Origin of the sequence: Vibrio sp. 99-8-1 (assembly GCF_013114595.1) — a bacterium.
In the GTDB taxonomy this organism is placed as follows: Bacteria; Pseudomonadota; Gammaproteobacteria; order Enterobacterales; family Vibrionaceae; genus Vibrio.
Window position 1 is genome coordinate 44,914 of record NZ_VTXE01000028.1, and the last position, 21,987, is coordinate 66,900.

Below are 21,987 nucleotides of genomic sequence, written 5' to 3' on the forward strand. Positions count from 1 at the left end.
CTTTCTTTTTGTCGGTCTATACGTGGTGACTTTTATCTTACGCAGATTCACCTCTAGCGGGACAGGCGCTTAAAATATTTCGCCGTCCGGTCTCTGTTAGCTCTTCTAGGACCACATCAAAGCCCCATAAACGGTACAAGTGCTTCATGACCTCTTCGTGTCCATCGGAGAGTGGGATTCTGTCATGCGGGACATATTGAAGTATCAATGAACGGTCGCCACGTACATCAACATTCCACACTTGAATGTTAGGTTCTAAGTTACTCAGGTTGTATTGAGCCGCCAGTTTTTCTCTGATAAGTCGATAGCCGGGATCATCATGAATATGGCTGACTTCAATAAAGTTTTTACGGTCATCATCGAGAACTGAAAACAGCTTGAAATCACGTATTACTTTCGGTGATAGATACTGACTAATAAAACTTTCATCTTTAAAATTATGCATAGCGAAATGGACGGCATCTAGCCAATCGCTTCCTGCAAGGTCGGGAAACCACTCTTTATCCTCATCTGTTGGTTCTTCACAAATCCTACGTATATCTTGAAACATAGCAAAGCCAAGCGCATAAGGATTGATACCACCGTAGTAAGGGCTGTTGTAGGCGGGCTGCGCCACAACATTGGTATGACTGTGTAGAAATTCTAAAATAAATTTGTCACTAACGACGCCTTCATCATAGAGATGATTGAGTATGGTGTAGTGCCAGAAGGTAGCCCAGCCCTCGTTCATTACTTGAGTCTGTTTTTGTGGGTAAAAATATTGGCTGACTTTACGTACTACACGAACAATTTCACGTTGCCACGGTTCCAGTAGTGGTGCGTGCTTTTCTATAAAGTAGAGCAGGTTTTCCTGTGGCTCGGTGGGAAATCGTATCTGTTCCTGTTCCGATTTCTCCTGAGATTTAGGTACCGTTCTCCATAGATCATTGACTTGAGATTGTAAGTACTCCTCACGCTCTTCCTGTCGTATTTTCTCCTCTGCGATGGATATTTTTTCTGGGCGTTTATAACGATCGACACCAAAGTTCATTAGAGCGTGACAAGAATCGAGGATGTTTTCTACCTGTTCTATGCCATGCTTTTCTTCGCAATCGCTTATGTAGTTTCGAGCAAAGAGTAAGTAATCAATAATGGAACTGGCATCTGTCCACGTTTGGAATAGGTAATTACCTTTAAAGAATGAGTTGTGCCCATAACAAGCGTGAGCCATGACTAACGCTTGCATTGTGACGCTATTCTCTTCCATTAAGTAAGCGATACAGGGATCAGAGTTAATGACGATTTCGTAGGCAAGCCCCATCTGCCCATGTTTATAATTCTGCTCAGTCTGAATGAATTTTTTACCAAATGACCAGTGGTGATAGTTAATGGGCATCCCGACGCTGGAATACGCATCCATCATCTGTTCAGAGGTGATCACCTCTATCTGATTAGGGTAGGTATCCAGCCTATAATGTTTGGCCACACGTTTTATTTCTACGTGGTAATCCTCTAATAGGCTAAATGTCCAGTCGGGCCCGTCAGATAATGTTTTGTTGTTTTTCTTTTTCGCCATGTCGCTCCTCCCTAAGCTGTCTCTTTTTTGAACAGCTCCCTGAATACAGGGAAAATATCATCCACTGAACGAATGTTCTTCATTGCAAAGTTGTCGACACTCTGCTGTATTTTCTCATACTCGTGCCATAGCGATTGATGTGATCGCCGAGTGATCTCAATATAAGAATAATACTGGCATGTTGGTAGCAACTGGTCTGCCAGAAGGGTTCGACATTTAGGTGAATCATCTGCCCAGTTATCGCCATCAGACGCTTGGGCTGCGTAAATGTTCCACTCACCTGCGGGATAGCGATCTTCTACTATCTCATGCATCAATTTCAATGCACTAGACACGATGGTGCCGCCGGTTTCTTGCGAATAGAAGAACTCATGTTCATCCACCTCTTTCGCTTGAGTATGGTGCCGGATAAATACCACTTCAACGTTTTCATAGGTACGAGTGAGAAACATATATAAAAGTACATAGAATCGTTTGGCGATATCTTTAGTGGCCTGATCCATCGAGCCTGATACATCCATCAAACAGAACATGACCGCTTGGCTAGAAGGAACAGGTCGTCTTTCATAGTTTTTAAAGCGCAGATCAAAACTGTCCAGAAACGGAACGCGTGCAATTTTATGTTTAAGTGCTTCTATCTCCTCTTTAATTCGCTTCTCTTCTAGTGGCACTGCTGGCTCACGCAGGGCAATGCTGGCGAGTTCTTCTTCTAACTCATGAAGCAGTCTTCGTTTACCTGCCGTCATTGCGGTACGTCTTGCCAATGACTGCTGCAATGAACGAACGATAGCGATATTGGAGGGGTTACCTGCGGTTTGGTAACCTGCTCGGGTCGTTTTCCATTCGGTAATTTTGTTTATCTGGTTCTTCTCAAGATTAGGTAGCTCCAAGTCTTCAAACAGGATGTCTAAATACTCATCTTTGGATATTTGAAAAACGAATTCGTCTTCACCTTCTCCGTCTTGGCTCGCTTCACCTTCACCAGAACCTGACCCTTCACCGCCTCCTTTAGGGCGCTCCATTTTATCGCCTTTAATAAATTGGTCGTTTCCTGGATGCACTCGCTCCCTAACCCCTCCTTGACCTTGGTGAAAGGTGGGCTCTTTTATGTCTCTATGCGGAATAGAGATGTCTTCGCCTGTTTCAGTATCGGTGATGGAACGACGGTTTACCGCATCAGCTACCGACTCCTTGATCTGATCTTTATGGCGTCGCATAAAGCGCTGTCGATTTACAGTGCTTTTGTTCTTACCATTCAATCTTCTGTCTATAAATTGCGCCATGAGTAACTCCTTGTATACGCCACAGAGTTGTATTCGCTGCCATGGGGAAATTGATCGGTAGCGAATACATTGCTCACACAATAAGCGTCAAGCATTAAGAGGACTTGCGTACTCGCAAGTACCACTCTGACAGCAATCTAACTTGTTTCTTGGTGTAGCCTTTTTCCATCATACGAGCGACAAAATCATCGTGTTTTTTCTGGTCGTCTGTTGACGTTTTGGCGTTGAATGAAATAACCGGTAGTAACTCCTCGGTATTGGAGAACATTTTCTTCTCAATGACCGTGCGCAGTTTCTCATAACTGGTCCATAATGGATTACGCCCTTTGTTGCTTGCGCGAGCACGCAGTACAAAGTTAACAATTTCATTACGGAAGTCTTTTGGATTACTGATTCCCGCTGGTTTTTCAATTTTCTCGAGTTCACTGTTAAGTGCAGAACGATCAAATAGTTGTCCTGTTTCTGGGTCTCGATACTCTTGATCTTGAATCCAGAAATCTGCGTATGTGACATAGCGGTCAAATATGTTTTGACCATATTCAGAGTAGGATTCTAAATAAGCAGTTTGAATTTCTTTACCTATAAATTCGATGTATTTAGGAACAAGATAGCCTTTTAGGAACTCTAGATATTTTTCTGCAACATCTTGTGGGAACTGTTCACGTTCAACTTGTTGTTCAATCACGTAGAACAGATGAACAGGGTTTGCGGCAACTTCGGTTTGGTCAAAATTAAATACCCGAGACAGAATCTTAAATGCGAAACGGGTAGATAGACCTGACATGCCTTCATCCACACCCGCGAAATCGCGGTATTCTTGATAGCTTTTCGCTTTAGGATCCGTGTCTTTCAAGGTCTCTCCATCGTACACTCTCATTTTAGAGAACAGCGATGAGTTTTCAGGGTCTTTGATACGGGACAAAATACTAAACTGAGCAAGCATATCTAATGTGCTTGGTGAGCAAGGTGCTTTGGATAGTTCACTGTGCTCCAACAGTTTCTGGTAAATCTTCACTTCTTCAGAAACGCGTAGGCAGTAAGGTACTTTCACAATATATACCCGGTCAAGAAATGCTTCGTTGTTCTTATTGTTGCGGAATGACTGCCACTCAGATTCGTTGGAGTGAGCTAAAATCATGCCATCAAAAGGCAGTGCAGATAGCCCTTCAGTACCATTAAAGTTCCCTTCTTGAGTCGCGGTCAAAAGAGGGTGAAGTACTTTGATAGGAGCTTTGAACATCTCCACAAATTCCATTAAACCTTGGTTTGCTTTACATAGTGCACCAGAGTAGCTGTAGGCGTCAGGGTCATCTTGAGAGAAGTGCTCTAGCTGACGAATATCTACTTTACCGACTAGGGAAGAGATATCTTGGTTATTTTCGTCTCCCGGTTCAGTTTTAGCTACCGCAAGTTGGTCAAGAATGGATGGTCGTACTTTGACCACTTTGAATTTGGTAACGTCACCACCAAATTCGTGTAGACGCTTCGCTGCCCATGGAGACATGATTGAACGAAGGTAACGAGCTTCAATGCCATACTCTTTCTTCAATAGGTTGGCATCTTCTGCAACATCAAACAGACAGAATGGATGATCGTTAACTGGGCTGCGTTCTCCATTAGCTGACAGAACGTAAATGGGCATTTTTTCCATCAGGCTTTTAAGCTTTTCTGCAATTGATGATTTACCACCACCAACAGGGCCTAATAAATAGAGAATTTGTTTACGCTCTTCAAGCCCTTGGGCAGCGTGTTTTAGATAAGATACTATCTGTTCAATAGCTTCTTCCATCCCGTAAAAATCTTGAAATGTTTTATATCGAGATATTACGCGGTTGGAAAAAATACGACTAAGTCGAGGATCATGAGCTGTATCAACAACTTCAGGTTCACCAATGGCGAGTAGTAAGCGTTCTGCTGCATTGGCGTATGCACTTTTATCTTTTTGGCATAGCGTCAAAAAATCCTGTAATGATAGCTCTTCATCCTTGGCTGCTTCATAGCGTGCCTGATAGTGGTCAAAAATACTCATGTTGAAACCCCTCTAAACCGTCAAACTGACTACCGAGAAAATTACTATTCCTTCACTTTTTAAGACTAGACAGGTTTTCCAGATTTTGCTTAACAATTATGTATTTATTTCTTCTTTTTTAACAAAATAACTGGTGAATAATATGCATATTCAATGGATTTTTGTGCATATATTTTGTTTTTGAATTAATTGGCAATCGAATTATTGACAATCTAGATGGCAGTTAGAGAAATAATTTGTTGCTGAATAAAACAGTGTTCGATATGATTGCGGACATAACATGTTAATTCTTAATACAAGTAAATGATGAATAAAAAAATTTTAGCGATCTTGCCTGTTATTTTATCTACGTCAGCGCTTTCTGCACCTTCACCCTGGTCAATAGGTGTTGGGGCGGCATACTCACCAGAGGTTTATAAAGGGACTCCGTCAAGCCGAGTGGTCATTCCAATTGTGGGTTATGAAGGTGAACACTTTTTTATGAGAGGGTTTAGCGCCGGTTATCGAATTAACCCGGCAGGCTCGACACATAATCTGGTTATGCGATTAGTGTATGACCCGCGTTCGTTTAAACCAAGCGACTCTAGCATTGCAGCAATGAAGAAACTTGATAAACGTGAATCGACCGTGATGGGGGGAATAAGCTACCAATACCTATCACCAATCGGGCTGTTTGAAACCGGTGTTGGAACGGATATTGGTAACAAGCACAACGGTTTGTATGCAGAAGCCGCTTGGCGATTACCATACCGTACGCCGACTTGGGGTATCACACCATCTATTGGCTACTCATATAATGATGAAAAGCTAAATGCGCATTTATACGGGGTCAGTAAAGAAGAGTCAGCGAGAACAGGTGGTGAAATTGCCGCGTTTGATCCTAGCTGGGATGGTCATTACTTTGCCGGCTTGAGTGGTTACTTAATGCTGATGGACAATTTTATGGTTAATGCTGGTGTGCGTTATACCAATATTGAAGGGGACTTAGAAGATAGCCCTATCCTTGATGGCACAGTGTCGATAACCGCTAATGTTGGCGTTGTCTATATGTTCTAACGGATGACTAAAAGGTCAACAGACCCTTGCAAAGGCGGCATTGTCGCCTTTTTCTTATTCAACTGTCGCTATATTCTCTATTTTTACTCTCCAACGTAGTCGCTATCTCATCTTCGATACCAATGCAAAACGGAGTGCTGATACCTTAGCGTGTCAGTCAAATGCTTGTTTTACGTTGTCTATTCATATTCAGCGGAAGAAGCAATTAAGGTTAACTCATTGTTGTGTTGGCGGGTGAGTTTTTACCTGCCTGATGTCAAAGTCGCTCTTGTTGAACCTAGCTTATTAAGGCCACTTAGGTATATTATACTGTTCTTATACAGATAAAGTATTACGTCTGGTATTCAACGGTAGGCGTAATGTTGTATTAATTTAACTGTAAATTTAAATGAGAAGAGAGCCATGACAAGCAACGTTTTACTTGAGTCAGGTACCAATGAGCTGGAGATTGCTGAGTTCCAACTGGTGAAAGTCCTTCCTGATGGAAGCAAAAAAATAAACCACTACGGCATTAATGTTGCGAAAGTTCGCGAAGTTATTCGTTTTCCTGAACTGACGGATTACCCTAAGGGTGATGAGCATGTTATAGGGGTTTTTAAGTCTAGAGGGAAAGTGACTCCTCTAATACACTTGGCCAAGTGGCTTAAGCTCTCAGATATAGTGCCATCTAAAGACCAGTTCGCAATTGTTACCGACTTTAATGGCGTGACAAACGCGTTTTTGATTGACTCAATAAATCGAATTCACCGAGTCTCTTGGTCAGATTTAGAGCCAGCAACGGATATTTCACTGGCTGGAGAAGACACCTGTATTGTTGCCTCGGTAAATATTGAAGATCACCTAGTGTTCATTTTGGATTTTGAGAAAGTCATTGCTGATATGAACTCAGATATCAATATGGGACGCTATGACCTTACTCTAGACAATAATATTGATTTATCTAATAACCGTAAGCGTCTGCGCTCTGCTCATACGATTCTTCTGGCAGACGATTCTCGATTTATCTTAGAGCAGTTACAGTCTGTTATTGTTGGGGCAGGTTATCAAGTTATTGCTGTACCTGACGGAGAACAAGCACTTGACGTGTTCAATACCAGTCAGCAAAAAGTGAGTGTTATCGTTTCGGATGTTGAAATGCCGAAGATGGATGGCTTACACCTGTGTAAACGTGTAACGTCTGATCCCAATGCTGTCCCTGTTATTATATTCTCTTCTACAATGACGAAAGAGAACAGGGCCAAAGCTTTTGAAGTTGGTGCGTCGGAAACGTTAACCAAGCCTGAAATTCACCGCCTGATACCACTGCTCGATAGTCTTCTTATAGATTAATGCTATTCTAAATATAACTTGTTTTTTATTGCGATATTCCCTTGCTATAGAGAACAAGTTATTAATTGGTGGTATCGTTTCCATCTATTGCTATTACTATATTCTTTCTATTTATTATTCTAGACTATTTATTGTTATTCTATATAGCCAAGTTCCAGTTTGCGTTAAAACAAAACACAATAGATTTACATCCTCGACGTATAAGTTCTTATCATTAACTCCTCTCAATAGAATCCTGACAAGTTTTAATTATTTTGGATCTAAAATTAATTAAAACTTGCGCTACTTCACTGATAAAGAAAATTAATAAAAATCGGTAATAATATTAATAACAGCTATTTGTGATGAGATTCAATATATTGATTTATCGATGAATATGTGAATTATCTTTTGCGATTGTTATCACAATTTGATGTAAATTTAGGCGTTATGGTAATAAAAAATAATCATAAATAGTGGGTAATGGCATGAGCCATGAGTTTGGCGAACCAATTGATAGAGTTGTACAGGAATACGTTCCCGGTAAGCAGATCACGCTTGCGCATATGGTAGCAAATCCAACAGAGGAGTTGTGTGAACGAATTGGTGTAGCTCACAAAGAAGCGATTGGTATTCTCACCCTCACTCCCGGTGAAACCGCTATCATAGCAGGTGATGTAGCAACAAAGTCTGCTGACGTAGGAATTGGCTTTCTTGATAGGTTTTCAGGGTCATTAGTCATTACCGGGTCTGTAGGCTCAGTAAGTGTGGCGCTAGATGAGGTACTGAGAACACTAGATAAAGACCTTGGTTATACAGCATGTCAGGCCACTAGAACATGAGTGCTGAAATACCAGAAATACTTCCAGCAAGCTTTGCTGTAATAGGAGAAGTTGACGCAGGAAAGTCTGCATTAATCACTCGCTTAGTTAATCCCGAAGGTAATCAACGAAAAACGCAAGCTCCAATATACTATCCTGGAAGTGTTATCGACACTCCGGGTGAATATGTTGATAACCGAGCTTGGAACGGGCCGCTTCTCTCTACCATTTCTACCGTTAATACGATTGTTTATTTGCAACCTGCCAATGCGCAACATTTTTCTGCCCCTTCAGGTTTATTACGCGTTTATCCAAATAAAAAATTAATTGGTGTTATTAGTAAAGTTGATATTGATGATGCCAATATTGAACGCGCAGAAAAACTGTTGGAAACAAATGGTATTCAAGGTCCATATTTTTATACCTCTATACACGATGATAATTCTATTAATAAGTTGCGAACATTTTTGTGCAGCTTCAATAAATAACAACTTACCTTAGTTACAAAGGAAAGTAGGGTGAAATTAATGAAAAAGTTAATTACAGCAACGGATGTACGTGAATATAAAGCTCAGGGAACAACCCAAATTGTGGCCAAACCATGCGGTACTATTATTACTCCGGAAGCCTACGATGTTGCAAAGGTGTTAGGGGTTTCTTTTATTGTTGATGATGTTATCGATAAGGCTGAGAAAAAAGAACCTTCTACCACGGTTGAAAAATTAAATTCATCAAGTGAGATGGTAAATAATCCCGCATTAAATCAAATCAAAGATGAGATCCGTTCACGAATTGGCAAGAGTGTTGATAGCTCACTGATTGATTCACTTATTCAGAAAGCACTGGCGGATTTCGATCATAAAGCTCCGACTTGTCCAAGACAGATTAACGATGATGGTATCGTGTTAGTCCGCGGCAATAGCGTTGAGCTTGAAACATTTGATGGTGCTCCCGGTAAGAACATCGGCCTAACCGATGTAATCGGTCCTGAGCAAAACAGCACGTTAGGTGTTGGTTACATGGGTTGGGAGAAAGCTTTCTTCCCGTGGACGCTTAATTACGATGAAGTTGACGTTATCTTAGAAGGTGAACTGCATATTAAAACCGCGTCCGGTACCACTATTGGTAAACCGGGAGACGTTATTTTTATACCAAAAGGTAGCGATATTGAGTTTGGTACACCAACTCATGTTCGTTTTGTCTATGTTGCATACCCTGCAGATTGGTCGGATCAATAGGTGCCATAGTGAGTACTTTCATCACTGAAGACTATTTACGTGATAAATATGGTTTGGCTTTCGGTAGTGAAGTTCAGCTTCCAGAAGGTTGCCGTTTAACACCTTCAGCCCAAGCTCTGTTGTCGGAAAGAAAAATAGCCATTCGATACATTAATGAGCAGGGTGAAGTGTTTGTTGCCGATAAAGACGGCAGTGCGACCAATAAGGTGCATCCGTTAAAAACCAACAATCAACGCCCAAGCAATGGTTGTTGGGCATGTGGTAGTGATGTTGAGAAAAAACCTTCTTTTATGACTCATCTTAACGATGAAGTCTTAGTGCCTAAGAACCATCCAAGAATTGCTCTAAGAGGCAAAATTGACAGCGTGATCTGTCAATGTGTGGAAGTTCAGTGCTTACTTGAAGATCAACCGCCATTCATTGTGCATGCCATGTCGGATATTCGTTCTTACTTCGGCCAGATATTACAAGCGGAAGTGATGGAACAACCACTACCTCTCCCTTCATTTGGTGACATCGATTCTGAAACTATTCATCAGTGGTCTCATAACCCTTTGAAATATTTAGGTTATGACCATATGTTGCCGGATGCTAAATTTGGTTTAAAAGTCGCTAAATTAAATACCTTAAGAGCGACAACCCGTGAGCTTGAGTTGGAAGCGAGTCGTCTATTTATTGACATTAGCATGCGTTTGGAACGTGAAGACATTGTTGCTGGCTTAAATCGATTATCAAGTGCGATCTATGTGGTAATGATATTGGTTTGGCAGTGTCAGAATGGTCAGCAAAATGTGCTTGAGAGGTTAGTAAACTAGTATGCAAATATTAGAACAATGTCGAGAAAAATGCCGTCAAGCACCCAAGAAAATCGTATTTCCTGATACCGATGATGTCAGGCTATTACATGCGGCTAATGAACTGAAACTGAGTGGGCTGGCAGAACCTATTCTTCTAGGCAATCCATTTATGCTGCGGGATAGATCCTATAAAGCTGGTATTGCCATGCCGTGTTTAACAACCTTGGCACCTGAAACCGCAGGCTGTTTTGATGAAATGGTCAACATTTTTGTCGCTAAACAGCGCAAACCAATAACGGTAGAAGAAGCTCGTAAACAAGTTGCTAATCCATTGCAGTTTTCTGCCTTGATGGTTGATCAAGGATATGCTGACCTCTGCATTGCGGGAAACCTCGCGACCACTGGCGATGTTATTCGTAGTGCGATTCGAGGTATTGGTGTGGCGCCTAACAGTAAAACCGTGTCTAGTTTTTTCCTTATGCTCTCTCCTGATGGTACACGTACACACGCGTTTGCTGATGCAGGGGTGATTCCGCTACCAACAACAGAACAGTTGGCTGATATTGCCATTGATACGGCAAATAACTTTGAAAAATTAACGGGGATTGAACCTCGGGTCGCGATGCTGTCGTTTTCCACCAAAGGCAGTGCATCTCATCCCGCCGTTAGTAAAGTATCCGATGCAACAGAATTAGTGAGACAGCGCTGTCCAGATCTCATCATCGACGGCGAAGTTCAGTTCGATGCAGCGATAGAACCACGAGTCGCTGCACAAAAAATGCCCGATAGCCCGCTGGGTGGTCAGGCAAATGTATTTATATTTCCATCTCTAAGTGCTGGCAACATTGCTTATAAAGTCGCTCAGCGCTTAGGCGGATATATTGCTTTGGGACCGATGCTGCAAGGGTTAGCTAAACCTATGCATGATCTGTCTCGAGGCTGTAGCTCTGACGATATCGTAGATATCTCAGTCCTTACTTCTTGTATGTAACTTATTTGAACAACCTTAGGAGAATTCAAATGGAAGCTCTAGGCATTATCGAAACAAAAGGTCTTACTGCATTAATCGAAGCATCTGATGCAATGGTTAAAGCAGCTCGTGTGGAACTGGTTGGCTATAAGCAAATTGGTTCTGGTCTTGTTACCGCTATGGTTCGTGGCGATGTGGCGGCTTGTAAAGCAGCAACGGATGCGGGTGCGGCAGCTGCTCAACGTTTAGGCGAAGTGGTTGCGGTTCATGTTATTCCTCGTCCACATGGTGATCTTGAAGCGATTTTCCCAATCTCTCAAGCACCTGCTCCAGCGGCGAAAAAATAACGTCAGTATAACGATTTAATTTCTGAGGAAATGCTAATGGATGCACTAGGCATTATAGAAACAAAAGGGCTTACGTCCTTAATTGAAGCATCTGACGCCATGGTTAAGGCCGCTCGGGTAGAGTTGGTTGGCTATGAGCAAATTGGTACTGGCTATGTAACTGCGTTAGTTCGTGGTGATGTTGCCTCATGTAAAGCCGCTACAGATGCAGGTGCGGTTGTTGCGCAAAAACTAGGTGAGTTGATTGCGGTCCATGTGATCCCTCGACCTCATCAGGATCTTGAGAAAATCTTCCCAATATCCGTTAAGAAATAAGCGATCACCATAAACAGCGCGTCGCCTCCTAACTGGGAAGGCGTATCAAAATAGGAGGGAGGCATGCGTGTAGCAAAAGTTGTTGGGCAGGTGGTCGCCACCATACGTAGCCCAGACATGAGAATGGATAAGCTCTGCTTAGTGGAGTTTGTCGATAAAAAGGGTAAGTCGACTAGTGAAGTGCATGTCGCGATGGATCAACTTGGCGCAGGTGAAGGTGAGTGGGTTCTCGTAGTTGCAGGTAGTTCGGCTCGAATGGCCTATGGGACAAGTGGTGAGCATTCACCCGTTGATCTTTGTGTGGTTGGAATTATTGATGAAATTACATCCGACCAAAGCATTCAATATCACAAAGGTCAGTAAGTAACACGATTAGGGGTAATAAGAATGGATCAGAGCGAAATAGAGGATATTGTTCGCCGTGTTGTTGTTCAGCTGAAAAGTGATAAGCAACCGTCAGCATCAGCAAGCGAGCACGGTGTGTTTGACTCTTTAGATGACGCCGTTTCCGCGGCTAAACATGCTCAGAAGCAGATTCGTAGTTTGGCTGTTAGAGACAAGATCGTCACCGAGATTCGTCGAATGGCTAAAAAGCACGCCAAAGAGCTGTCTGAAATGGCGGTAGAAGAGACGGGTTTTGGTCGAGTTGAAGATAAAATTCGTAAGCATCTGCTGGTTGCATCAAGAACACCGGGCACAGAAATACTAACACCTCAAGCAGTATCTGGAGATAGTGGTTTAAGTCTTATCGAAAATGCGCCATGGGGGGTTATAGCCTCTGTAACGCCAAGTACCAACCCTTCTTGTACTGTAATAAATAATGCCATCAGTATGATTGCAGCGGGTAATGCGGTTGTATTTGCACCTCATCCAGCAGCCAAAAAAGTCTCTCAATACGCTATTCAGTTAGTCAATAAAGCCTCAGAGAGCGTAGGTGGACCATCAAATATCTGTACGACAGTGAAAGTGCCGTCACTGGATAATGCACGAAGCCTATTTACTTACCCTGGTATTAAGCTGTTAGTTGTGACGGGTGGCGATGCTGTGGTTGATGCTGCAAAAGATATTACTGACAAACGTCTAATTGCTGCTGGTCCGGGCAACCCTCCTGTTGTGGTTGATGAAACCGCTGACATTGAGCGAGCTGCTATCTCGATTGTTGAAGGGGCTTCATTTGACAACAATATCGTTTGTGCATGTGAAAAAGAGATCATTGCGGTCGAGTCAATTGCCGACAATTTAATGCAAGCAATGACCCGTAATGGCGCCTATGAGCTGAATGCTCAGCAAGCGGAAGATATCGCTAAACAAGTATTGAAAGGTTATCCGGGTGATTCTCCAAGTGCTAACCCTCAATGGGTAGGCAGAGACGCCGCTAAACTTGCTGCAACTATCGGCCTAACCGTTCCAGAATCGACCAGATTATTAGTATTCCATGCAGCTAAAGATCATGTGTTTGCGACCACTGAGCAGATGATGCCAATTTTGCCGTTAATTAAGGCAAAAGACGCCGATCAAGCTATTGATTGGGCAGTAGAGTTAGAGTCTGATAATCACCACACCGCCGCAATCCATTCAAGAAACATCGATGTGTTAACGCGGATGGCATACGAAATTGATAGTAGCTTACTGGCTAAAAATGGCCCTTGTATTGCTGCGATTGGTGCGGGAGGAGAAGGGTGGACCACAATGACCATTTCTACTCCAACCGGTGAAGGCGTAACTAACTCGTTAACCTTTACTCGGAAACGACGCTGTACCGCTGTTGACTCATTTAGGATTGTGTAATTGATGAGTCAGTTAGAAATAGTTAAACAGCGATTGGCCATCATTGACGATATTGTCAATGATGACACGCCAGTCACTCCACCTGAGCAATGGATTGTCGGTGTTGATTTGGGTACTGCGGATATTCAAACCGTGGTACTCAATCAGCAAGGAGAACCTATCGCTGCCTTTTTAGATTGGGCGAACGTTGTAAAAGACGGAATTGTGGTGGATTACATGGGAGCGTGCCAGATCGTCCGCTCTCAGATTAAGCGAGTTGAAGAGAAGCTCGGTGTTACCGTTGAGAGCGCGATTACCTCTTATCCTCCGGGAACCGACCCTAGAATCTCCATCAATGTGGTTGAGTCGGCGGCGATCGAAGTTGCGGAAGTCATCGATGAACCGTCAAGTGTGGCGGATTTACTGGGTATCGACAATGGTGCGGTGGTCGATATCGGTGGCGGTACGACAGGAACGGCATTGATAAAAGATGGAAAGCAGATCTACTCCTTAGATGACCCTAGTGGCGGTAGACATGTTTCTTTGGTTATTGCTGGACGTTTAAAAGTGGATGACCAAGAAGCTGAGCGATTAAAGCGAACCAGTTATCAAGACAACGACATCGCCATTATTGTCAAACCGGTAATTGAAAAGATGGCTGACATTGTGATGAGCCATTTAAAAGAGGAAACACCGAAGCATATGTATCTGACAGGTGGTGGAACCTTGGTCAATGGCGTTGAAAAGATTTTTAGTGACACTTTCCCAGCCACCGAGATTGTCACGTTTAAGCATGCGTTATATCTCACGCCTTTTGCTATTGCTAGCTTCGGTTTACAGCGTACCGAACATAGAGTAACGGAGTAACTCATTATGTCGATTTCACACCAAGAATTAGCCACTGTTGTTGCCAATACCATACAACAGTCAAAACTTTATAAAGGCTTTTTCTTCCGTTCACCAGCGATCACTTTAACCGGTGGTTATAGCGTCAACCAGATAGGGGACGTACTCATTGAACTGGGTGTGAAAAAGGTATTCATCGTTGTGGATAAACTCGTCCATCAACTTGGGCTGCTTGATGGTTGCGAGCAGTCTATCCAGTTCGCAGGAATAGAGTATGCCATCTTTAATGATGTTACTGGCGAACCAGACTCTGATGTTATTGGGCAATGTATTAGTAAATTTAAAACCGAAGAAGCTGACTTTGTATTGGGAATTGGTGGTGGTTCAGCCTTAGATGTTGCGAAAGCCGTCGCGGTAATGGTGGACTACAGTGGAAATCTAACGGATTTTAAAGTGGGTGGATTAGCCTCACGCCGAGTCGGTCTTGGTGCCATCCCTACAACGGCCGGAACGGGCTCTGAGGTGACGGATATCACCGTGGTGAAAGATGTCGCATCTGGCGTCAAATTGCCGATAAAAGGCCCCGCGTTAGTACCTGATCTGGCCATTATTGACCCCGCTTTGATGATTGGTGTTCCTGCAGAAGTCACTGCGGCGACGGGTATTGATACCTTAACTCATGCTATCGAAGCTTATGTAGCAAAAAATTCTAATCCATTATCCAAAGCCTACGCATACCATGCGGTTGAAGCGGTAGCGAGCTCATTGCGTCGAGCTGTTGGATGTGGTGATAACCTTGATGATAGATATGACATGGCAGTGGCTGCATACAAAGCTGGGCTGGCATTTAGTAATGCAGGCTTAGGGTTAACGCACGCGATCTCTCATCAAATAGGCTCTCAGTTCCATATACCTCATGGTACAGCTAACGCCATACTGTTGCCTTATGTGATGGCATTTAATGCCTTGGTGAGTGAAGCTGAGTATGCCGAACTAGCGGTTGCTTTTGGCGTAGCACGAGAAAACATGACTCAAAGAGAGTGCTGCTGGGCCGCCATTCATGCGGTGAGCCAATTGGTTCAAGACCTAGGATTGCCTACATCGCTGGCGCATACCGATATTCATCTTGAAGCAATGTTGCAAGTTGCCGATGACGCGTTAGAGGATATCTGTTTAGGTGGAAATCCTAGAACAGTGACAGCTAAACAGATTATCTCTTTGCTACAAGATGTGGTTAATGGGACTATTTCTGGAGAGTTTCACTCATGAATACCAAGTTAATCACCAGTGTAGGTATCGATGTTGGGACCACAACTACCCAAGTCATATTTTCACGATTAACTTTAGTCAATAGGGCGCCTGCGTCTCAGGTGCCTGTTTATGAATTTATTGACCGGGAAGTGATTTATCAAAGTCCGGTAGTCTTTACCCCAATTAATTTTGAGGGAGTGATTGATAACAACAAGATCCAAGAGTTTATCAATCAGCAGGTTGAATCCGCCGGTATCGCCGTCGACGATATAGAAACGGGCGCCATCATTATTACGGGTGAAACTGCAAAAGCACAAAATGCGCGTTCCTCACTACTGCAATTGTCTCAAGAGTTAGGGGACTTTGTTGTTGCAACCGCCGGACCACATTTGGAATCGATTATTGCGGGCAGAGGCAGTGGTGCCCAGCAGCTCTCGGAATCATCTCATAGCCGAGTTATGAATATCGATATTGGTGGTGGCACAGCAAACTACGTAGTTTTTGATTGTGGCAAGGTGGTGGATACCGCATGTATCAATATTGGTGGCCGTTTAATTCAGTTAGACAGTAAAGGCAATGTTATTTACCTATCTGAAGCAGGTGCTCTGTTGGTTAAAGAAGTATTTGGTGAACATATAAGCCCGAATGCACTTACTTTTGATCACATAAAACGTGTTAGCCAGAAAATGGCCGACATTCTACTTGGGCTCATCCAAGGTAATAACAGCAAAATCACCGCGAAACTGCTGCAGACAGCAGAATTAAAAGTGATCGATGATATCGACACAATTTATATCAGCGGTGGTGTCGGTAACTGTCTTTTTGAAGAGAAAATTAAACCTGTCGATGATTTGAAATTTGGTGATATGGGGCCGTTGCTTGCTCGTTCACTACTTAGACATCAACAGTTCTCAACCTTGTCAATCGCTCAGCCAAAACAGACGGTAAGAGCGACAGTTATTGGAGCAGGAGCGCATTCACTTTCTCTTTCCGGCTCTACAATATGGCTAAAACTAGACAGTTTACCCATTAAAAATATTCCAGTTATTCATCCCAATATCGACTGGAACAACCCAGATTTTGATATTAGCAAAGAGATATGTATATGCGCAGAGCGTATGGATATTGCCCTTGCTACTGATCAATATGCCATTGCACTAGATAGCAAGATGCCTACTAAGTATCGAGCAGTGCTCCAAGCTGTAAAAGGGCTTGAGCAGTTCTATCGTCTGCATGGCAATCATAACGATTCAGCACTAATAATTTCTCATAATGATATAGGCAAAGCACTCGGAATGGAGTTGCAACCGCTGCTTTCACCACAACCGCTTGCGGTTATTGATGAGGTGATCACCCGAGAGGGAGACTACATCGATATAGGTAAAAGTTATTTTGGGGGCGAAATTGTACCCTTAACGGTTAAATCTCTCGCGTTTCCGTCATAAAGGAGTGGCTAATGATTTTGAAAACTCGTCTGTTTGGTCAGACATATCAATTCTCAGATGTGAAAGAAGTGATGGCGAAAGCGTCCGATCTTCGTTCTGGAGATGTTCTGGCTGGTGTCGCAGCGTCAAGCTCACAAGAGCGGGTAGCGGCGAAACATGTATTGTCAGAATTAACCCTAAAGGATTTGCGAGAGAATCCTGCGGTTCCTTATGAGGTTGATTTAATTACTCAAATTAACCAAGACAGTCTGAATAGAGCCGTTTATGAAAAAATTCAGAACTGGACCGTTAGCGAGTTACGGGAATATGTGCTTTCCAATAAGCCGAGCCTAGAAGAAGTTCAACGTCTGCGTAAAGGGCTTACCGCAGAGATGATCGCGGCAACCGCTAAGCTTTGCTCAAATGCTGACTTAATGTTCGGTGCTAAGAAGCTACCTGTCGTGACAAAAGCAAACTGTACCGTAGGTATTCCGGGGCACTTTAGTTGTCGTCTACAGCCGAATGATACTCGTGATAACGTTAGCTCAATTTTAGCGCAAACATTTGAAGGGTTAACCTATGGCTGTGGTGACGCGGTAATTGGTATCAACCCTGTGACTGACAGCGTTGAGAATACCACTCAAATGCTGAATGCCATTCAGGATGTTATTACCAAGTTTGATATTCCTACTCAGCCTTGTGTTCTTGCTCATATCACAACTCAGATGGAAGCGGTACGCAAAGGGGCTCCGGGTGGTCTTCTTTTCCAAAGTATTTCGGGCTCAGAAAAAGGGCTATCCGAATTTGGTGTCACTGTAGAAATGTTGGATGAAGCCTATGAAGTGGGTAAGCAGTACTGCCACTTAGCGGGTGACAACATGATGTATTTTGAAACTGGACAAGGTTCTGCGCTGTCTGCCGATGCCCACTATGGTGCTGATCAGATGACGATGGAAGCTCGCTGTTATGCTCTTGCTCGACGTTACAAGCCGCATTTAGTTAATACCGTGGTTGGATTTATCGGTCCAGAGTATCTGTACAATCATCAGCAAATTATCCGTGCTGGTCTAGAAGACCACTTTATGGGCAAATTATCCGGCCTGCCAATGGGTTGTGACGCTTGTTACACAAACCATGCGGATACCGATCAGAACTCAAATGAGAACTTGGTGACCTTACTTGCTGCGTCAGGCATTAACTTTGTCATTGGTATGCCAATGGGTGATGACATTATGCTCAACTACCAGACTAATGCTTTCCATGATACCGCAACGGTACGTCAGTTATTGGGTCTAAGACCGGCTCCAGAATTTGAAAAATGGATGGAGAAGATGGGGCTGCTTGAAAACGGCATTCTTACTGCGAAAGCAGGTGACCCTTCAATTTTCTTTAATCGATAAGCGGAGTAAACAATGAACGATCAAAATATACAAGATATTGTCTCAGCCGTTTTAAAACAGCTAGGAGAAACAGAAGTCTCCGCTTCAACGGTTAAAAGAGTGGTAACGGATGAGTCGTCAACACCAGTAAATAGTGATGGTTCGCTACCGGATTTAGGTGATGATGAGTTTAAAAACTGGAATGGCGTGGTTAACGCTCAAGAACCAAAAATAATTGAAGACCTTATCACTCAAACCGCGGCACGGGTAGGTAATGGCTGCGCGGGACCAAGACCGAGAACAACGGCTCTGATGCGTTTTTGGGCCGATCATTCTCGCTCTAAAGATACCGTTATCAAAAACATCAGTGAAGAGTGGTTAAAAGAACACAATCTTTTAGAAGTGAAAAGTCAGGCTCAAGATAAGGATGAGTATCTCACCCGTCCTGATCTGGGACGAAAACTTTGCCCAGATGCACGAGATGTTATTGCCAAGAATTTCGATAAATCTCCTCAAGTTCAGGTGGTCCTTTCTGATGGTTTGAGTATGGATGCGATTACCAGCAACCTAGATGAGATTTTACCACCGCTAATGAACGGTATTAAAAACGCGGGATTAAGAACTAATGCGCCGTTTTTCTTACGTTATGGCCGAGTAAAAGCGCAAGATGAGATCGGTGAGTTACTTGATGCAGAAGTTAATATTTTGCTTATTGGTGAAAGACCGGGGCTAGGCCAATCAGAGTCACTGAGCTGTTATGCCGTCTACAAACCAAATCAAGATACGGTGGAATCGGATCGAACAGTGATTTCAAATATCCATAGTGGTGGTACTCCACCAGTAGAAGCGGCTGCGGTAATAGTCGATTTAATTAAAACGATGCTTGCGCAGAAAGCCAGTGGCATCAATTTAAAAAGATAGAGGTGAATAATGGCTATTCAAGAAAAAATCCCAGCTGCGGTACTGGCAACAAGAGTGATTGCATCGGTTGATCCTGATTATGCGAAGTCACTCAATTTGAAGCCTAATCACGTCAGTATTGGCTTAATTACCAGTGATTGTGATGATGTGACCTATTGTGCGCTGGATGAGGCGACTAAGGCAGCCAATGTTGAGGTTGTTTATGCACGTTCATTTTACGCTGGTGCAGCCCACTCATCCGGACCCACTTCCGGTGAAGTGATAGGCATTATCGCTGGAGAATGCCCTGCGGATGTTATCGCTGGGTTGGATCGTTGTCAGGAAGTGATTGAGAACGAAGCCGCATTCCAGATGGCAAATGAAGAGGGCGACATCGCTTATTTCGCACATTTAGTTTCTTCTACCGGCAGTTATCTCTCTGCTGAGGCGGGAGTTGAGCAAGGCGAAGCGCTTGCGTATTTAATCGCACCACCGCTAGAAGCCATGTTCGCTATTGATGCGGCACTGAAAGCAGCGGATGTTGAGTTGAAAAACTTATTTGAACCTCCATCAGAAACCAACTTCGCTGGAGCGCATCTTGTGGGATCACAAGCGGCTTGCCGAGCAGCGTGCGAAGCGTTTGCTGAAGCGGTGATTAATATTGCAAATAACCCAATATCTCATTAAGGCTGATATATGAGTTCACTTTTAGATAAAGTCAGAAACGCCGGCGTCGTTGGTGCCGGTGGGGCTGGATTTCCTACCTATGTAAAACTGGATTGTCAGGTTGATATGGTATTAGCTAATGGTGCGGAATGTGAGCCATTACTTAATAAAGATCAGGTTGTTATGCAGATCTGGGCTGATGAAATGCTTGGTGGCATGTTATTGGCGATGAAACAAACTGGTGCAACAAAAGCCATCATAGGTATTAAAGATAAACATCAAGACACGATTGAGATTGTTGAGCAAGCCATTCAGCGTCTAGAGAAGCCAGAGCAATTTAGCGTGCTGCAAATGCGAGATGTTTATCCAGCTGGCGATGAGGTCGAACTGATTTATGAAGCGACTGGATTGCGAGTGCCGTCAGGCGGACTTCCGAAAGATATTGGCGTGTTGGTGCAAAACTCCGAGTCGTATATCAATATTTTTCGCGCCGCAACAGGGCAGCCCGTCACGCATACAATGGTGACGGTTCATGGTGAAGTTGCCAAGCCTTATACGGCGTGGCTGCCAGTTGGAATCTCTGTTGAAGATGCATTAGAAGTTGCCGGTGGCACCACTTGTGATGACTACGTGATTATTGATGGCGGACCAATGATGGGTGGTGTTGTAGAGTCGTTGCAACAACCGATTACTCGCTTATCAAGTGGCTTTATTGTCATCCCTAGTTCCTCCTCGTTAGCCATTAAAAAGACACGACCAGAAAAAGAGTATCGTCGAATAGGTAAAGCCGCGTGTGACCAGTGCAGTTTATGCACCTCTATGTGTCCTCGACATATGCTTGGCTATCCGATTAAACCTCATTTAGTGATGAGAGCGTTGCAAACGTCAGGACCAAATAGTGAGACTTACGCACTATCAGCACAAGCTTGTAGTGAATGTAACTTATGCTCCATGTGGTCCTGTCCAGAAGGTTTAGATCCTCGAAATATGTGCGTCACCACCAAACGTGATTTGCGTGAGTCAGGCAGCTTAATGACTCCTCAGCAGCTTCAAGATCAGACCATCGAGGTGCACCCTATGAGAGACTACCGTGGCGTACCAACGAAACGTCTAATGCAACGCTTAGGTTTGCTGCAATACAATAAAACGGAAGCAAAAAACCTCGAGCAAGAGCATGTGTTTAACAAAGTGACCATTCCGCTAAGACAGCATATTGGCGCACCCGCGCAGGCGTGTGTTGCTGTTGGAGACAAAGTGACCGTTGGACAGGTCATTGGTGAAGCACCGACTGATGCGCTAAGTGTCAATATTCATGCAAGTATTGCCGGAACTGTAGAGACGGTAACCGATCAGCATGTCGTGATTAAGAATTAGATGAGTATAAATATGATTAACGCAATTGGATGTATTGAACTGAATTCTATCGCGCGAGGCTATTTTGTCGCGGATGCGATGCTAAAGGCTGCACAAGTAGAGATCATTTTTAATCGTAGTATTTGTCCCGGCAAATTTATGGTGATGATTTGTGGTGATGTGGCAGCGGTTAATGCTTCGGTAGAAGCGGGAATGATCGCCGGTGGAACGGAAGTGGTGGATGATTTAATTATTTCTAACGTTCATGAAGATGTTTTCCCCGCTATCTCAGGCACAAGGTTAGTAGAGCGCACTGACGCCCTTGGCATCATTGAAACCTTCTCCGTTGCCTCAATTGTTGAAGCGGCAGATGCTGCGGTTAAAGCGGCGAATGTTGAATTATTAGAAGTACATATGGCGATGGCCATTGGTGGTAAAGGTTACGTCACACTTACTGGCGATGTTGCCTCTGTGACTGCAGCGGTAGAAGCAGGCGCAGAACGTATTAAACATAAAGGATTGTTAGTGGATAAGGTAGTTATTGCCCAACCACGTCAAGAAATATTGGCTGACAAAGTTTAGAAATAAGGAGTAACGGCTTAATTAACGAAAACAAGTATCACTTTAAAGTAAATTAGAACAAGCAGTATGTTAAAAAAATAAAGGGATGTATTAATCCATG

22 protein-coding genes are annotated in these 21,987 nt (G+C 43.4%); 19 read left to right on the top strand and 3 right to left on the bottom strand.

Annotated features, from left to right (window positions below):
- Positions 1 to 37 precede the first annotated feature (37 nt).
- The 3 genes from F0227_RS15415 to F0227_RS15425 form a co-directional block, all read right to left on the bottom strand.
- On the bottom strand, positions 38 to 1,555 hold the full coding sequence (locus tag F0227_RS15415) for a SpoVR family protein (RefSeq protein WP_171754139.1): 1,518 nt from the start codon (positions 1,553 to 1,555) through the stop codon (positions 38 to 40).
- A gap of 11 nt (positions 1,556 to 1,566) precedes the next feature.
- Entirely contained in the window at positions 1,567 to 2,838 is a 1,272-nt protein-coding gene (locus tag F0227_RS15420) for a YeaH/YhbH family protein (protein ID WP_171754140.1), read from the bottom strand.
- Between the two features lie 94 nt (positions 2,839 to 2,932).
- Positions 2,933 to 4,867 carry a PrkA family serine protein kinase gene (locus F0227_RS15425; RefSeq protein ID WP_171754141.1) on the bottom strand — a complete coding sequence of 645 codons (1,935 nt, stop codon included), beginning with the start codon at positions 4,865 to 4,867 and terminating at the stop codon, positions 2,933 to 2,935.
- Positions 4,868 to 5,170: 303 nt separating this feature from the next.
- On the opposite strand from F0227_RS15425, the gene F0227_RS15430 reads away from it, so the two are divergent.
- From F0227_RS15430 to F0227_RS15520, 19 genes are all read left to right on the top strand, one after another.
- The gene (locus F0227_RS15430; protein WP_171754142.1) at positions 5,171 to 5,923 is read left to right on the top strand and encodes a MipA/OmpV family protein; all 753 of its coding nucleotides are present in this window, start codon (positions 5,171 to 5,173) and stop codon (positions 5,921 to 5,923) included.
- Positions 5,924 to 6,325: 402 nt separating this feature from the next.
- Positions 6,326 to 7,252 (top strand): chemotaxis protein CheV, encoded by a 927-nt coding sequence (locus tag F0227_RS15435; RefSeq protein WP_171754143.1) that lies wholly within the window; start codon positions 6,326 to 6,328, stop codon positions 7,250 to 7,252.
- Positions 7,253 to 7,719: 467 nt separating this feature from the next.
- Positions 7,720 to 8,073 carry a BMC domain-containing protein gene (locus F0227_RS15440; RefSeq protein ID WP_171754144.1) on the top strand — a complete coding sequence of 118 codons (354 nt, stop codon included), beginning with the start codon at positions 7,720 to 7,722 and terminating at the stop codon, positions 8,071 to 8,073.
- The gene (locus F0227_RS15445; RefSeq protein WP_171754145.1) at positions 8,070 to 8,540 is read left to right on the top strand and encodes a EutP/PduV family microcompartment system protein; all 471 of its coding nucleotides are present in this window, start codon (positions 8,070 to 8,072) and stop codon (positions 8,538 to 8,540) included. Before F0227_RS15440 ends, F0227_RS15445 begins: the two co-directional genes overlap by 4 nt.
- A gap of 39 nt (positions 8,541 to 8,579) precedes the next feature.
- A complete protein-coding gene (gene eutQ / locus F0227_RS15450) occupies positions 8,580 to 9,290 on the top strand; it encodes an ethanolamine utilization acetate kinase EutQ (protein WP_171754146.1) in 711 nt (236 codons plus the stop codon).
- 8 nt (positions 9,291 to 9,298) lie between these two features.
- Positions 9,299 to 10,105 carry an ethanolamine utilization cob(I)yrinic acid a,c-diamide adenosyltransferase EutT gene (gene eutT, locus F0227_RS15455; protein ID WP_171754147.1) on the top strand — a complete coding sequence of 269 codons (807 nt, stop codon included), beginning with the start codon at positions 9,299 to 9,301 and terminating at the stop codon, positions 10,103 to 10,105.
- Position 10,106: 1 nt separating this feature from the next.
- Positions 10,107 to 11,078 carry a phosphate acetyltransferase gene (gene pta / locus F0227_RS15460; RefSeq protein WP_171754148.1) on the top strand — a complete coding sequence of 324 codons (972 nt, stop codon included), beginning with the start codon at positions 10,107 to 10,109 and terminating at the stop codon, positions 11,076 to 11,078.
- Positions 11,079 to 11,101: 23 nt separating this feature from the next.
- Positions 11,102 to 11,404 (top strand): ethanolamine utilization microcompartment protein EutM, encoded by a 303-nt coding sequence (gene eutM / locus F0227_RS15465; RefSeq protein ID WP_317918100.1) that lies wholly within the window; start codon positions 11,102 to 11,104, stop codon positions 11,402 to 11,404.
- A gap of 30 nt (positions 11,405 to 11,434) precedes the next feature.
- Positions 11,435 to 11,719, top strand: coding sequence for an ethanolamine utilization microcompartment protein EutM (gene eutM / locus F0227_RS15470; protein ID WP_171754150.1), 285 nt, complete (start codon positions 11,435 to 11,437; stop codon positions 11,717 to 11,719).
- Between the two features lie 63 nt (positions 11,720 to 11,782).
- Positions 11,783 to 12,082, top strand: a complete 300-nt coding sequence (locus tag F0227_RS15475; RefSeq protein WP_171754151.1) for a EutN/CcmL family microcompartment protein — start codon at positions 11,783 to 11,785, stop codon at positions 12,080 to 12,082.
- Between the two features lie 24 nt (positions 12,083 to 12,106).
- Positions 12,107 to 13,507 (top strand): aldehyde dehydrogenase family protein, encoded by a 1,401-nt coding sequence (locus tag F0227_RS15480; RefSeq protein ID WP_171754152.1) that lies wholly within the window; start codon positions 12,107 to 12,109, stop codon positions 13,505 to 13,507.
- Positions 13,508 to 13,510: 3 nt separating this feature from the next.
- A complete protein-coding gene (eutJ, locus tag F0227_RS15485; protein ID WP_171754153.1) occupies positions 13,511 to 14,353 on the top strand; it encodes an ethanolamine utilization protein EutJ in 843 nt (280 codons plus the stop codon).
- A 6-nt stretch (positions 14,354 to 14,359) separates the two neighbouring features.
- Positions 14,360 to 15,601, top strand: a complete 1,242-nt coding sequence (locus F0227_RS15490) for an iron-containing alcohol dehydrogenase (RefSeq protein WP_171754154.1) — start codon at positions 14,360 to 14,362, stop codon at positions 15,599 to 15,601.
- Positions 15,598 to 17,028 (top strand): ethanolamine ammonia-lyase reactivating factor EutA, encoded by a 1,431-nt coding sequence (locus F0227_RS15495; RefSeq protein ID WP_171754155.1) that lies wholly within the window; start codon positions 15,598 to 15,600, stop codon positions 17,026 to 17,028. The genes F0227_RS15490 and F0227_RS15495 overlap by 4 nt, the downstream gene beginning before the upstream one ends.
- An 11-nt stretch (positions 17,029 to 17,039) precedes the next feature.
- Positions 17,040 to 18,407 carry an ethanolamine ammonia-lyase subunit EutB gene (locus tag F0227_RS15500; RefSeq protein WP_171754156.1) on the top strand — a complete coding sequence of 456 codons (1,368 nt, stop codon included), beginning with the start codon at positions 17,040 to 17,042 and terminating at the stop codon, positions 18,405 to 18,407.
- 12 nt (positions 18,408 to 18,419) lie between these two features.
- Positions 18,420 to 19,307 carry an ethanolamine ammonia-lyase subunit EutC gene (gene eutC / locus F0227_RS15505; protein WP_171754157.1) on the top strand — a complete coding sequence of 296 codons (888 nt, stop codon included), beginning with the start codon at positions 18,420 to 18,422 and terminating at the stop codon, positions 19,305 to 19,307.
- 9 nt (positions 19,308 to 19,316) lie between these two features.
- On the top strand, positions 19,317 to 19,973 hold the full coding sequence (eutL, locus tag F0227_RS15510) for an ethanolamine utilization microcompartment protein EutL (RefSeq protein WP_171754158.1): 657 nt from the start codon (positions 19,317 to 19,319) through the stop codon (positions 19,971 to 19,973).
- A gap of 9 nt (positions 19,974 to 19,982) precedes the next feature.
- The gene (locus tag F0227_RS15515) at positions 19,983 to 21,326 is read left to right on the top strand and encodes a 4Fe-4S dicluster domain-containing protein (protein WP_171754159.1); all 1,344 of its coding nucleotides are present in this window, start codon (positions 19,983 to 19,985) and stop codon (positions 21,324 to 21,326) included.
- Between the two features lie 12 nt (positions 21,327 to 21,338).
- Entirely contained in the window at positions 21,339 to 21,887 is a 549-nt protein-coding gene (locus tag F0227_RS15520) for a BMC domain-containing protein (RefSeq protein ID WP_171754160.1), read from the top strand.
- The last annotated feature ends 100 nt before the right edge of the window (positions 21,888 to 21,987 follow it).

Excerpts from the sequence above, each read along its gene's own strand:
- F0227_RS15415 (WP_171754139.1), bottom strand. The coding sequence starts at position 1,555 with ATGGCGAAAAAGAAAAACAACAAAACATTATCTGACGGGCCCGACTGG.
- F0227_RS15420 (WP_171754140.1), bottom strand. The coding sequence starts at position 2,838 with ATGGCGCAATTTATAGACAGAAGATTGAATGGTAAGAACAAAAGCACT.
- F0227_RS15425 (WP_171754141.1), bottom strand. The coding sequence starts at position 4,867 with ATGAGTATTTTTGACCACTATCAGGCACGCTATGAAGCAGCCAAGGAT.
- F0227_RS15430 (WP_171754142.1), top strand. The coding sequence starts at position 5,171 with ATGATGAATAAAAAAATTTTAGCGATCTTGCCTGTTATTTTATCTACG.
- F0227_RS15435 (WP_171754143.1), top strand. The coding sequence starts at position 6,326 with ATGACAAGCAACGTTTTACTTGAGTCAGGTACCAATGAGCTGGAGATT.
- F0227_RS15440 (WP_171754144.1), top strand. The coding sequence starts at position 7,720 with ATGAGCCATGAGTTTGGCGAACCAATTGATAGAGTTGTACAGGAATAC.
- F0227_RS15445 (WP_171754145.1), top strand. The coding sequence starts at position 8,070 with ATGAGTGCTGAAATACCAGAAATACTTCCAGCAAGCTTTGCTGTAATA.
- eutQ (WP_171754146.1), top strand. The coding sequence starts at position 8,580 with ATGAAAAAGTTAATTACAGCAACGGATGTACGTGAATATAAAGCTCAG.
- pta (WP_171754148.1), top strand. The coding sequence starts at position 10,107 with ATGCAAATATTAGAACAATGTCGAGAAAAATGCCGTCAAGCACCCAAG.
- eutM (WP_171754150.1), top strand. The coding sequence starts at position 11,435 with ATGCTAATGGATGCACTAGGCATTATAGAAACAAAAGGGCTTACGTCC.
- F0227_RS15475 (WP_171754151.1), top strand. The coding sequence starts at position 11,783 with ATGCGTGTAGCAAAAGTTGTTGGGCAGGTGGTCGCCACCATACGTAGC.
- F0227_RS15480 (WP_171754152.1), top strand. The coding sequence starts at position 12,107 with ATGGATCAGAGCGAAATAGAGGATATTGTTCGCCGTGTTGTTGTTCAG.
- eutJ (WP_171754153.1), top strand. The coding sequence starts at position 13,511 with ATGAGTCAGTTAGAAATAGTTAAACAGCGATTGGCCATCATTGACGAT.
- F0227_RS15490 (WP_171754154.1), top strand. The coding sequence starts at position 14,360 with ATGTCGATTTCACACCAAGAATTAGCCACTGTTGTTGCCAATACCATA.
- F0227_RS15495 (WP_171754155.1), top strand. The coding sequence starts at position 15,598 with ATGAATACCAAGTTAATCACCAGTGTAGGTATCGATGTTGGGACCACA.
- F0227_RS15500 (WP_171754156.1), top strand. The coding sequence starts at position 17,040 with ATGATTTTGAAAACTCGTCTGTTTGGTCAGACATATCAATTCTCAGAT.
- eutC (WP_171754157.1), top strand. The coding sequence starts at position 18,420 with ATGAACGATCAAAATATACAAGATATTGTCTCAGCCGTTTTAAAACAG.
- eutL (WP_171754158.1), top strand. The coding sequence starts at position 19,317 with ATGGCTATTCAAGAAAAAATCCCAGCTGCGGTACTGGCAACAAGAGTG.
- F0227_RS15515 (WP_171754159.1), top strand. The coding sequence starts at position 19,983 with ATGAGTTCACTTTTAGATAAAGTCAGAAACGCCGGCGTCGTTGGTGCC.
- F0227_RS15520 (WP_171754160.1), top strand. The coding sequence starts at position 21,339 with ATGATTAACGCAATTGGATGTATTGAACTGAATTCTATCGCGCGAGGC.